Source organism: Gemmatimonas sp. (assembly GCF_041689975.1).
In the GTDB taxonomy this organism is placed as follows: domain Bacteria; phylum Gemmatimonadota; class Gemmatimonadetes; order Gemmatimonadales; family Gemmatimonadaceae; genus Gemmatimonas.
In genome coordinates this window covers 1-12,704 of the sequence record NZ_JBDNFF010000075.1, presented here as the reverse complement: position 1 = coordinate 12,704, position 12,704 = coordinate 1, and the positions used below count along the sequence as shown (strand labels likewise).

The following is a 12,704-nucleotide window of genomic DNA, read 5'->3' as shown; positions in this document are numbered from 1 at the left end:
ACACGAGCAACCATAGTGCACAGTGCCGAGCGGTTTGGCACTCATCGCGACGTGCGCGGTCACGCACCATCAAATCACTCGAAACGGTGCACTATCGTTGCTGAGTTCTGAACACTATTAAAAGTCGGATCGCTGACGCTGGCGAATGAGCGCTGGACTGAAACCGATGCGCAGTCACAGCCTCCGCATTTCGTCCACCGCGCTGATCACGTGCCCCAGGTCTCTCGACAGCGCTCTCGCTTCCTGCGTCGCGTTCGTGACATCGTCGATCGCCGAGCCGACGCCCATTGTGCGCAGCTTCACGATATCGAGACGCAATGACCGCAGCGCCATCGACGCACTCTCGAGTTGGCGCTGCATCGTTTCGCGTCGCGCGACGAGCTCCTCCAACGACGAAAGCTGCCGGGTGAGCAGCGTGAGCCGGCGCTCCCGGTCGGGGGCTTGTTCCGGTTCTGCCTGCACCGACGCCACCCGGGTTTCGAGTTGCGTGAGCGCATCGGTGGGCAGATCGCGTTGCAGTCGTTCGAGTCCGTTGGCGAGCGCGCTGATACGCTCCAGTAATGCATCGGCGGTGGGCTCGACGTCGGGCACCAGCGACCCGTCGGCGTCGCTCAGCTTCGACGTGACGTCTTTGATCGTGAGCCGATCATCCACCGCATTGCGGAGTAACTCGCCATACGCCGACGCCAGCAGCTGATCGCCGGCCACCAGCGCGAGTTGCTCGCGCATCCTCACCTCGTACGGACGGTCGTCGGAACGCTCGGCGATGGCTTCCCACGAGCCGTTCCACGCGTCGCCTGCCGACACGCCGAGTCGGCGCAGGCGCATGTAATCGCGCGCGAGCAGCTGCACGCTGGCCAGTGCAGCGAGACCGGCGGCTACCATGGGAATCACCATCGGACTGATTTCGAGCGACGCGCCGATCACGAGGCTGCCCAGCGACGCGACGGCCGAGCCCATGAGCCACTTCGCGTGCTTCACGAACGCCCGCGACGCCTCCGCGATACGCGCCGGCTTGCTGCGCGGATCGCTATCGGACTTCGGCGTGGTGTCGTCCCCGAAGATGCGTCCCCACGTAATACCACGACGACGGAGTCTGGTGTAGCGGCCGAGCACCCCCATCCCCATGCCCATCGCCGGGAAAATAGCCCACGGAAAGCCCGGGCTGGTCGTCGCATTGATCACGCTGAGGAACACGATCAACCCCGCGGTCGTGAGCATCTGCCCTTTGAATCGCTCGATCACGTCGTCGTCGCTCCGCCACGCGGCGGTGGCGTCACCGTACTGATCGTTCCACTGCGACTGCACGTCGCGGCGTTGCTGTCGTATGGCCACGCGCCAATCCTGCATCGCGTCCTTCTGCGCACGATTCCACGCTTTCATCTGTTCGCGCGGCGCACCGGGAGGAAGCGGCGGCAATGCCGGCATCGGCGGCAGCGCGCCGGGTGCGGGATACGAACGTGGTGCCGGCGCCGGGGCCACGACAGCTCGCGGCGCCCAGTCCTCCGACCGATATCCATAGCGCGCGTCTTCACGAGGGTCCGGCGCACGAGGCTCCGCGCTGCGGCCACTCTGCGGCGCGTTGTAGCTCACCGGCGCCGTTACCTGCGGCGGCGGTGCACTGCCCCGGTGCGCACCGGTCTGCAGTGAGCCGTCACGCTGTGCTTTCCGCAGCGCATCACGCAGTTGCATCGCATTGTCCCAGCGATCCTGCGGCCGCTTGGCCAGGCAACGCTCGAGAATCTCCACCAGCGCGAACGGGGCATCGGGACGCACCGCGCGAATCGGCATTGGCGTTTCGCTCACGTGCTTCATCAGCATCGCTGGCGTCGTGGTCGCCTCGAACGGCAGTCGACCGGCCAGCATGAGATATCCGACGACACCCAGCGAGTAGATGTCGCTGCGTCCATCAATCTCGCGGTCGCCGGTGGCCTGCTCAGGGCTCATGAACGCCGGCGTTCCCACGGCGACTCCGGTCTGTGTAAGCCGTGATCCGCTTTCCGCCGCCCGGGCGATCCCGAAGTCCGTGACCATCGCGCGACCGGAATCCTTGTCGCCCAACACATTGTCCGGTTTCACGTCGCGATGCACCACGCCACAAGCATGCGCATACGCCAGGGCGTCAGCCACCTGCTCGAGCGTATGCGCGATGTACTCGAAGGACGGTCGCGGTTCGCGTACGAGGCGCGCCGCCAGACTCTCACCCTTCACCAGCGCCATCGCGAAGCACACCAACCCGCCTACCTCGTGTACGGCATAAATCGGCACGATATGCGGATGATTCAGCCGCGCCGCAGTCTGCGCTTCGCGTACGAAGCGCTCGCGCACATCACCACGAAACGCGAGCTCCGGGGGCAACACCTTGAGCGCGACCGGTCGCTGCAAGCGCACGTCCTCGGCGGCATAGACCACGGCCATGCCACCACGACCGACTTCCTGCTCGATAAGATACAAGTCGCCGACGGCCGCTGTGACGCGGTCGCGCAGCAGATTCGATTCGGCCTCTGCCTCCGCCGCCCTCAGGGCCGCTCGCTGACCGTCGGGCATCGTTCGATCGCCTTACGCCGAACCGGGGCGCGGCGATGTCGCCTCGCGCACTTCGTTGGCGGCCTGCACCGCGATATCGACATCGCGCGCGAGCTGCATAGCCTGTTCCGCCACCAGCGTCACGCTTTGCACCGAGCTGTTACCGGTGCGGAGGCGCACGAGATCGAGACGTACATTCTCGAGGGCGATACGGCAGCTATCGAGCTGGCCGCGACGCAACTCGCGCTTGGCCACCATATCGAAAACAGCCCGACGATCACGCCGAAGCTGCGCCAACCGGCGCACGCGTCCTTCGCTGCGCTGCGTATCGAGCGGATTCGCCTCGGCCTCGAGCACCCCGATTTCGGCGTCGATGCGCCGCGCGGCATCGGGCCCCTGTTCGCGATCCACCCGCGTGATATCGCGGGCGATCATCTCGACCTTGTTCACCAAATCGATGGCCGTGCGCGCAACATCGGGAATCCGCCCGCGCTCGTCGGCCGGCAGCGTTCCCAGGAGTCGGCCGATCTCTTCGCGATCGGCGCGCGCCGCTTTCACGAGTGCGACGAACTCGCCAAGCTCTTCATCGCGCGCCGGCGCATTGGGCGACGCCGCGCCACGGTGAAACCTGACGGGCGCCGACGGCGCCGACGACAACACACCATCAAGACGATTCCGCAGACGGCCCTGCGCGCGCAATTCTTCGCGCTTCTTCCGGCTGAACGTCGCCATGAACTTGTCGCCAAGATCGGAGAGGACCTCGCCGAGCATCCGGTGCTTGGGTTGCTTGAGCACATCGGTCCAATCGAAGCCGTCAGCCCAGAGCTTGGCGTACTTCCACGCGATGTAGACCGTCCAGAGCGTGGTCAGTCCCAGCATGTCGCCGCCGGTGAAGATACTGATCACAAGGATCGCGCCGTTCACGAACAGATATGGAGCCAGCTTGCGGCGGAACGCCACCACGGGCGGGGCGAACCAGCGTGCCTCGTCTTCCGCCGTGGCCACGTACACATCGTCGCCCGACGGCTGCTGCTGGTACAGCGGATACGGCGGCGCCTGCGGTGTCGCCGCCGTGCGTGACTGATACGTGGGCGACTGATAGGCCGGTGGCGTGTACGGCGCCGGCGTGTACGGCACCGATGGCGCCGCAGGATTGGGCGACCGCGTACCACCCATCGCCATGCCACCGATCGGCGCACCAGTGAATCGCACTGGTGCGCCGGTGCGCTGCTGCGGCGCGGCCGGATTGGTCGGCGGCGGCACCACACCCGTCTTCAACGCCGTGACCATCTCGCCAGCGCTCTGGAAGCGATGCTCCGGGTTCTTCTCCAGCAAACGCATGACGATCTGAGACAAATCGTCGGGCGTATCCGGGCGGCGCAACGACACCGGCACCGGCACCTCGGCCAGATGCTTCACCAGCAAGGCCGGTGTCGTACCGCCGGTGAACGGCGGCTCGCCCGCCAGCATCTGATACGCCACGATGCCCAGCGAGTACAGATCGCTGCGCGCGTCGAGGTCGCGATCACCGGAGGCCTGCTCCGGCGACATGTACGCCGGAGTACCGATCGCCATGCCCGTGGCAGTGAGACGCGACGTCTCGCCGCTGTCACTCGCGGCGCGCGCGATCCCGAAGTCGGTGACCAGCGCTCGGCCGTCGATGCTGTCCAGCAAAATGTTGTCGGGCTTGATATCCCGATGAATGACACCGCGCGCGTGGGCGAATGCCAGCGCGTCAGCTACTTCGTGCAGCCAGCGACGAACCTGGTCGATGGGGAGCGGACCACGCTTCTGCAACATGGTGGCGAGATTGTCGCCGTCGATGCAGGCCATCACGAAGAACACGAGATTCCCGACCTCGTCAACCGAATAAATCGGGACGATGTTCGGATGACTCAGCTGCGCCGCCGTCTCCGCCTCGCGCAAAAAGCGCGTACGGATATCGCGCCGGAACGACAGCTCCGGCGGAAGCAACTTGATTGCTACGAACCGCTTGAGGCGCTTGTCGCGGGCCCGATACACGATGCCCATCCCACCGCGACCGATTTCCTGGTCCACTTCGTAGGTGGCACTGAGCGCCTGCTCCACATGGGCGCGCAGTTCAGCATCTTCGGTGGATGGGACTACGGAATCAGGCACTCGTGTGGGATCGGGGAAATCACGTGGTGCGTCTAGTGTAGCACCGGAAAGAAACCGGCAACAGCATCCCTCGGTCTCTTCGTCACTGGCCGTACGGCCCGAGGTCGCCCGGAGTTGCAACGCGGCTCGCACCCGTTGTGGACAAAACGGCATATCGGTCAACCTGACTGCAGAGTCCCTCCGGATCCAAAGACCGACAAATCGGCGGATCGCCGACCCATGTGGGCTGTCAACTCGGCACGGCTGCCCCAGTCTGCTTGCAAACCCTGCCGCGATGACGTAATCCCGATGGTGTGAAACCTGCGCTACGGCGGACGGTATCCCTCTTCAACAGGATCGTACGTCATGGGCCAGCGCCAAACGCTTCCCGTCCTGCCGCTTCGCGGGACGGTCATGTTCCCCGGCATCACCGCACCAATCGCGGCGGGCCGCCCCGGCACCTTGAGAGCCATCGAAACGGCGCTCAAGGGAGATCGGCTTGTCTTTGCCGTCGCCCAGCGCGACAACACGGAAGAGCCGACGTCGGACATTCTCTTCACCACGGGCGTCATCGCCCGCATCGGCCAGATCCAGCGTGGACTGGGCGGTGTTCAGCTTCTGTTGCAAGGCGAGCAGCGCGCCACGGCATTGCAGTACGCCGAGGTAGACGGGTACCTCCAAGCGGTGATCGTCCCCGCCGAGGAGATGATGCCACTCGACCTCAAGAACGCCGCCTTCGAGGCACTCCACAAAGAAGCGCGAGAGCGCGCCGCCGAATTGGGCGAGAAGCGCGGTCTTCCTGAGGAAGTCGTGCATCAGGTCCTCGACTCGGTCGACGATGCCGGCAAGTTCTCCGACCTCGTGGCCGGCTACATCGAACTTACCGTACCCGAGAAGCAGGGGCTCCTCGAGACGCTCTCAGTGGAAGAGCGCCTGCGTCGCGTGCTCGTGCACGTGCAGCGCCAGATCGGCTTGCTCGAAGCACAGGAAGACATCAAGTCGCAGGTCCAGGAGGAACTGGGCGAGCGACAGCGCGAGATGTTCCTGCGCGAGCAGCTCAAGGCGATTCAGAAGGAACTCGGCGACGACGATCAGTCGAAGGAGATCACCGAGCTGCGCGAGAAGTTGACCAAGCTCGTACTGCCGAAGGAAGCACGCGCGGAAACGGAGCGCGAATTGGGTCGGCTCGAACGCGCGGGTCGCGAGTCCATGGAAGCGCAGGTGATCCGCACGTATCTGGAGTGGATCGCCGAGTTGCCGTGGAGCAATCGCTCCGATGATCACCTCGAACTCGCGCGCGCCGGCGAAATTCTCGAGGAGGATCACTACGGTCTCACGGACGTGAAGGATCGCGTACTCGAATTCCTGGCCGTACGCCAGCTCCGCGCGCAGCAGATCGCCGCCGAGGTCGCGAATACGGGTGAATTTCCGGTGTCGAAGATCAAGGGAGACACCAGCGACGCGAACGCCACCCTCGGCAGTGGGAACGGCAACGGCGACCGGCAGATCACGGATGCAAAGGAGGCCAAGGCTCGTGCCATGGCCAAGGGCCCGATCCTGCTCTTCAACGGTCCGCCGGGCGTAGGCAAGACGAGTATCGCCAAGTCCATCGCACGCGCCCTGGGCCGTGAGTACGTTCGCGTAGCGCTCGGTGGTGCGCGCGACGAAGCCGATATCCGTGGACACCGGCGTACCTACGTGGGCGCAATGCCGGGCCGGATCATTCAGGGCATGAAGCAGGCAGGCAGCAAGAACCCCGTATTTCTCCTCGACGAAGTGGACAAACTGGGCACGTCGTATCAGGGCGATCCCTCGAGCGCACTGCTGGAAGTGCTCGACCCGGCGCAGAACGACTCGTTCACGGACCACTATCTCGGCGTGCCGTTCGACCTGAGCGAAGTGTTGTTCATCGCCACGTCGAATTCCATCCAGAACATCCCTGGTCCGTTACTGGACCGTATGGAAGTCGTGGACTTCAGCGGCTACACTGAGCGCGAAAAGTCGGAAATCGCGAAGACGTATCTGATACCGCGTCAGCTCGAGGAATCGGGACTGGGTCAGCGAGATCTCAAATTCACCGACGATGCCGTCGCGAAGGTCATCAGCGAGTACACACGCGAAAGCGGTGTGCGTCAGCTGGAGCGTCAGCTCGGGGCCGTGGCGCGCAAGGTCGCGCGCCGGGTCGCGATGGGTGATACGGCCACGATCGACGACAAAGTGATCAGCAGCGAGGAAGTGCGCGAGCTGCTGGGACGTCCAAAGGTGCACCCGGAACATGTGGCCGAGCACGACGAGGTCGGTATTACAACGGGTATGTACTACACGCCGATGGGTGGTGACATCATGTTCGTGGAGGCGAGCATTCGTCGTGGTGCGTCCGCATCGACCAGAAGCGACGATGGCGGCGAAGTCATGCGCGTGGGTCCGATCTCGCTGATTCTGACCGGTCAATTGGGCGACGTGATGAAGGAGAGCGCGCGAGCCGCGTTGACCTACGCCACGAACAACGCGGCGTTGCTGGGGATTCCGGCCAACCGTGTGGCGTCGGCCAGCGAGGCACACATTCACGTCCCGGCAGGCGCGATCCCGAAGGACGGTCCCAGTGCCGGCATCGCGATTGCGCTGGCGCTCGTCAGCGAAATGTCGAACCGCAAGGTGCGACGCGATGTCTCGATGACCGGTGAGATCACGCTACGTGGTCGCGTGTTGCCGATCGGTGGCCTGAAGGAAAAAGTGCTCGGCGCCCATCGGGCCGGCATCAAGGAAGTGATCATCCCGAAAACCAATGAAGCGGACCTCGAGGACGTGCCGGACGAAGTGCGACAGCAACTCATCTTCCACCCCGTAGAGACGATGCGCGAAGTGCTCGCCATCGCGCTGGTGGATCAGGGGCGTATGGCGGCGGAAGCGGTGGAAGAGCTCGTCGGCGTCTAAAAATGAAGTAGGGAGTACGGAGTGGGGGGGCGGTGGGCCGGGTTGGCCTGTCGCCCCCGTGTTGGGTCATGTGACTTATTCCCTTCCCGTGGTCGAGGGCGCAGGTTGATTTTATGACTACGCCCCACCAGTCCATGCGCGGCACCGTCCGTCTGGCCACCGAGGCGGACGACGATGCGATCCATGCGTTGAACTACCGGACCTTCGTCGAAGAGATTCCCCAGCATGCGCCCAATGCCCGACGGCGTCATGTCGATCGCTTCCACGAAGAGAACGTGTATGCGGTCTACGAACTGAGCGGCCGAATCGTCGGCATGGTGAGCGGACGGACACAGCGGCCTTTCTCGCTTGACCAGAAGCTGGGCAGCGTCGATGACTACCTTCCTGCCGGGCGCACGCCGGTCGAGATCCGCTTGCTGGCCGTCGAGCCGGAATTTCGAGCCAGTCGCGTCTTTGCGCAGCTTGTCGGCTTCATTACGCGGCACTTTCTGGCCAACGGCTTCGACTTGGGCATCATGTCGGGTACCACGCGTCAACTGCGTCTCTACCGGCACCTCGGCTTCCACGCGTTCGGTCCGCTCATCGGTACCGAGCAGGCGTCGTACCAGCCGATGTACATCACGGCGGAGGAAGTGTTCACCTGGCCGAAGGCGCTCAACAACGGTGCCGAAGCGCCAAGCGCCGGTGCGAATTTTCTGCCCGGGCCGGTCGGCATCAGCATCGCCGTTCAACGCGCCATGCAGCGTAGCGCGATGTCGCATCGCACGGAGTCGTTCCGTTCCCAATACCGCGCGGTACAGCAACAGCTGTGCGACCTGGCGCAGGCGCGTCACGCGACGATGCTCATGGGGTCCGGCACGCTCGCCAACGACGTCGTGGCCGCCCAGCTCTCGCTGCTCGACGCGCCCGGGGTGATCGCCAGCAACGGCGAGTTCGGTGACCGTCTCGTCGATCATGCTACGCGCATGCGGCTCCCGCACACTGTCGTGCGCGCACCATGGGGTGACGCACTGGACTACGGCGCGATCACGCGAGCGATGCATAGCACGCGGGCACGCTGGCTCTGGGCTGTGCATGGCGAGACATCAACGGGCGTCATCAACGACCTCACCGCGCTCACGTCGATCGCGCAGATCCACGACGCCAGGATGGCGTTGGACGTCATCAGTAGTCTCGGCACGGTACCGCTCTCGTTGCGCGACGTGTGGATGGCCAGCGCAGTGAGTGGGAAAGCCCTCTCGGCGTTCTCCGGCATCGCTATCGTATTTCACGATAGTCAGACGTGTTCAGCCAGCAACCACATTCCGCGCTATCTCGATCTCGGCTTCGCGGTGGAACAGCAGGGCGTTCCGTTCACGCAGTCGTCGAATTTACTCGATGCACTTGGCACGTCGCTGACCGAGATCGATTGGCCTGCACGCTTCCAGCGAATCGCGAAGGACGGTGCGAGGCTACGACGCGCAATGGAGTCACGCGGGTGGCGCGTACTGGCGGCCGCCGATCACGCTTCGCCGGCGGTGCATACGTTGCTGCCCCCGTCAGGCGAACAGGTGAGTACCATCGGCGAGCAACTCCGTGCTGCCGGTTGGCTGGTCAGCTTCGAGAGCGATTACCTGAGGGATCGGAACTGGCTACAGGTGTGCCTGATGGGGCACTATGCGCCAGATGCGTTGCGCGCCTTCCCGCTGGCCCTCGATCGCGTCGCTGCCGCGGCGTCGGCACGGCAACGTGGACGGACTTTCGCGGAGGCGAGTTCGCAACAGCCGGAACACGGATAGCACCGATGGACGGATACAACACCGATAAGCAAACGGCGCTTCGTTTTCCTCTTGCCGCCGTTCTGCTTATCCGTGTCCTTTCGGTGCGTTCCGTGTCATCCGTGTTCCGTCTGTTGCTGTTGCCGTCGAAGTGCGAGCGTGCCCAGGCGTTCTACGCGGACAGCGCCGTCAGCTCGCGCAGCAGCAGGCGAGTCACCCGGCGCACCATGACATCGGCGGCCTGCTCGGCGCTCGACTCCGTGCCAGCCGAGAGCGTGTGCGACTCGAGCGCCGCGCGCGCCGCGACAACCGCCCGTTGTTCGAGCAGGGCCAGTCGGGCACCCAACTGCCGACGGTTTATCACACCGGCGAATCGGGCCAGTTCGCGTTGCAACGCGATGGTGGCGCGTGCCGCGACATCGGCCGCGTGAAGGGTTTCGCCCGCGTACATGGCCAGCCCTTCAAGATCCACGTACTGCACGGACGCCGGCAGTTCGGCCCCAGACCCCACGTTCGAGGGCACACCCAGGTCGATCCAGATCGTCGGTGCTTCCCGCTCGCGCAGCAACGCGCACGCTTGCACCGCCGTGACGATCGGCGTCGTGGAATGCGCGGCGAAGATCACCACATCCGATGTGGACATCGCCTGCTCGCGTTCTCTCCAGAGCACGTGCGCTGCGCCGTGCGCGTTCGCCAGCGACTCGGCTCTACTGTCGGTGCGACTCGTGACGCGGATGACCGGGGCACCGACTTCCCGCCCCTCGCGCAACGCCAGGACCACGGACCGCGCCGCTTCTCCAGCGCCGACCAGCAGGACGTGCAATGGCGCCGACGCATCGTATCCGATCGGGACGTGAACGCGCGCTTTCACGAGCTCATGCAGCGCGTCGCGCACGCGCATACCAAGCGAGTCGCTGGCCGGCGTACCGATCGCTGCGCGCATGTGGCGCGCGGCATCAACGGCATGCCGGAACACGCAGTCGATCATCGGAGAGGTGGCCCCCGCTTTGTGCGAGGTGCTCCACGCGCGTCTCACCTGTCCAAGAATTTCGGGCTCACCGAATCGTATCGAACACATGCCCGCTGCCACGGCGAACAGATGGCGTACCGCGAGATCGGCGTGTTTGTGTTCGAGCCGGACGTCCGAGACGCCATGTTCCGAAAGGAGCGCACCGAACCACACCGCGGGATCATGATCTCCCCACCAGTAGAGCTCCGTGCGATGACACGTGCTCACCAGAACCGCAGGAATTCCCAGCGCACGCAGCGCCAAAAGTTGCGCCGGTAGCTCCGCGGGGACAACACGCAAGCGCCCCACTGCATCCATGTCGTTGTGTTGGTGGGAGCAACCGATAACATGGAAGGGCAGGAGGAACACGTCAGTGACGCGCCGCGGACTCCGCGGAAACTTCACAGGCGGCGGTCTGCGCCATCCTGGACGGCAAACCGCGACACGCGGCGTTCGTGCATCCTGGGCAGTTCTGCTTGTACTGGGAACTATGCGGCCGCCCGGACGCCAGATGGCGATTCACGATATCCGCCAGCGCGTCGAGGAACTCCGCGCGCGCATTCAGCGACGGCGCGCGGCGGAAGCCGGTCATACCGAGGGAATGTGCGAGCTCGCCGTACTCGATATCGATCTCCGACAGCGTCTCGATGTGATCGCTGGTGAACGCGATCGGCACGACCAGCACGTTCTTCTGTCCGCGCGCCGCCAACTGCTTGATCATCGTCTCGGTGCTTGGCCCAAGCCAACGCACGGGACCGACTGAGGACTGAAAGCTGAGCATGTGCGGATTTCGCAGCTCGGCCGCCTGCACGACGCGACTGACCGACGCCGCGATCTCCGAGGGATAGGCGTCGCCACGATCGATCACCTTCAACGGCAATGAGTGCGCGCTGAACAGCACAAGCACGTCGTCCCGCTCGCGCTCCGGATACTGTTCGAGGCCGTTATCGATCGCGCTGGCCATGGCGTGCACGAAGCCCTCGTGCTCCCCCCACCGATCGATGATGCTCCAGGTAAATGCATCCTGCAGACCGGTGCGATCGAGCGCACGCCATAAGTCATTCAGGCTCGAGCCCGTGGTCGAGCACGACCACTGTGGGTACTGCGTGAACGCCACCGCACGCGTGATACCGTCAGCCTTCATCGCCTGCAGCGCATCATCCGCGAACGGCGGAGCATAGCGGAAGGACACATAGAACTTGTGCGGCGCCGTGTCAGGCGACAGCTCGTCGAGCCGCGTGCACATGGCCTCGCCCTGCGCCGTCGTCCACGTCAGGATAGGCGATCCGCCACCGATCCCGGCATACAACTTTCGCACCTTCGGCGCGCGTCGCGTCGCGATGAACTTGCCGAGCACACTCTGCCACGGCAGCTGAATGATTTCCTTGTCGGCAAAGAGCCGGAGCAGGAACGGTTCCACTTCGTCGAGCGTGGCCGGCCCCCCGAGGTTCATCATCACGATGCCGGTGCCGTTGCCGGAGCGGGGCTGTTCGTGCGCGTGTCCGTGTGCGCTCGACGGCCGACGGAACGGGAGAATATCGGAGGGCGTCATGAGACGAATAGTCGACGCAAGCACGACGGCATTCCATTGGGGTGAATACGTGGTTCACCCCTCCGTAGCATTACGGATCGAGCGGGTATACCCGCTCAGTAGCATCCCAACGTTTTGGGATTAGAACGGTGCCAGTGGTTGATTTTCCATCGGAACGGAGTCGTTTTGTCTGGTCTCGACGTGAACGACGAGGCGGTGGTTCGCCGCGCCCTGTCCGTTGGCACGATTCCCATTTCCATCATTTTGCTGTGCTTCGCGTCTCTTCGCGAGCTTCGCGAGAACCAGCTGGCTCTCCGATCGCTCCGTGGCAGCCGCCAGCCCTGCCGTTCGCGCGAAGTCCGCGAAGTCCGCGAAGATCGCGAAGGCACGTGAAAAACAGCAAAGTTGATGAATGGTGTCCCCACGTGTTCACGGGTGGAGTGGTGCTTCCCGTGGATCACGCCGCACCGGCGCATCATGCAGTGGGTGGGGACCAGCGAGCACGCGGTGAAGACGCACATCTGGATCACTGTGTGGCCCTGTACGAGCAAGTCCCGCTCCATCAACTACTTACGCCACCACCTGGTTATTCGGACGCTGATGTCGAGCCCATCCCACTCGTGCTCCTCTGAAACGCGTTGGGACACCACTGATACCCGCTCAACACTGTGCACCGTCGTTGCTGAACGCTGAATACTACACTCAGTCTGAAGCTCTTACTGATCAGTGCAGCAAATAGTTCTGGATTATCTGCAGTTACGTCCCAACGTTTTGGCATTGGAACGGCGTCCGTTATCGATGTGCTTTGGGAATGGGGTCGTTTTGTCTG

7 protein-coding genes are annotated in these 12,704 nt (G+C 64.0%); 3 read left to right on the top strand and 4 right to left on the bottom strand.

Annotated features, from left to right (window positions below; genetic code table 11):
* Positions 1–174: 174 nt before the first annotated feature.
* Both ACESNG_RS05360 and ACESNG_RS05355 read right to left on the bottom strand, forming a co-directional pair.
* Complete coding sequence (locus tag ACESNG_RS05360; protein ID WP_373065266.1) at positions 175–2,547, bottom strand: protein kinase domain-containing protein; 2,373 nt, start codon at positions 2,545–2,547, stop codon at positions 175–177.
* Between the two features lie 12 nt (positions 2,548–2,559).
* Positions 2,560–4,665, bottom strand: a complete 2,106-nt coding sequence (locus ACESNG_RS05355) for a serine/threonine-protein kinase (protein ID WP_373068104.1) — start codon at positions 4,663–4,665, stop codon at positions 2,560–2,562.
* A gap of 345 nt (positions 4,666–5,010) precedes the next feature.
* On the opposite strand from ACESNG_RS05355, the gene lon reads away from it, so the two are divergent.
* Positions 5,011–7,578, top strand: a complete 2,568-nt coding sequence (lon, locus tag ACESNG_RS05350) for an endopeptidase La (RefSeq protein WP_373065262.1) — start codon at positions 5,011–5,013, stop codon at positions 7,576–7,578.
* A gap of 113 nt (positions 7,579–7,691) precedes the next feature.
* Entirely contained in the window at positions 7,692–9,356 is a 1,665-nt protein-coding gene (locus tag ACESNG_RS05345) for a GNAT family N-acetyltransferase (RefSeq protein WP_373068102.1), read from the top strand.
* Between the two features lie 151 nt (positions 9,357–9,507).
* On the opposite strand, the gene ACESNG_RS05340 is transcribed toward ACESNG_RS05345, so the two are convergent.
* Together ACESNG_RS05340 and hemH are read right to left on the bottom strand one after the other, a co-directional pair.
* Positions 9,508–10,713 (bottom strand): hypothetical protein, encoded by a 1,206-nt coding sequence (locus ACESNG_RS05340; protein WP_373068100.1) that lies wholly within the window; start codon positions 10,711–10,713, stop codon positions 9,508–9,510.
* A gap of 1 nt (position 10,714) precedes the next feature.
* Positions 10,715–11,920 (bottom strand): ferrochelatase, encoded by a 1,206-nt coding sequence (hemH, locus tag ACESNG_RS05335; RefSeq protein WP_373068098.1) that lies wholly within the window; start codon positions 11,918–11,920, stop codon positions 10,715–10,717.
* Between the two features lie 141 nt (positions 11,921–12,061).
* Here hemH and ACESNG_RS05330 point away from each other — a divergent pair, with 141 nt between their 5' ends.
* The gene (locus tag ACESNG_RS05330; RefSeq protein ID WP_373065254.1) at positions 12,062–12,268 is read left to right on the top strand and encodes a hypothetical protein; all 207 of its coding nucleotides are present in this window, start codon (positions 12,062–12,064) and stop codon (positions 12,266–12,268) included.
* The last annotated feature ends 436 nt before the right edge of the window (positions 12,269–12,704 follow it).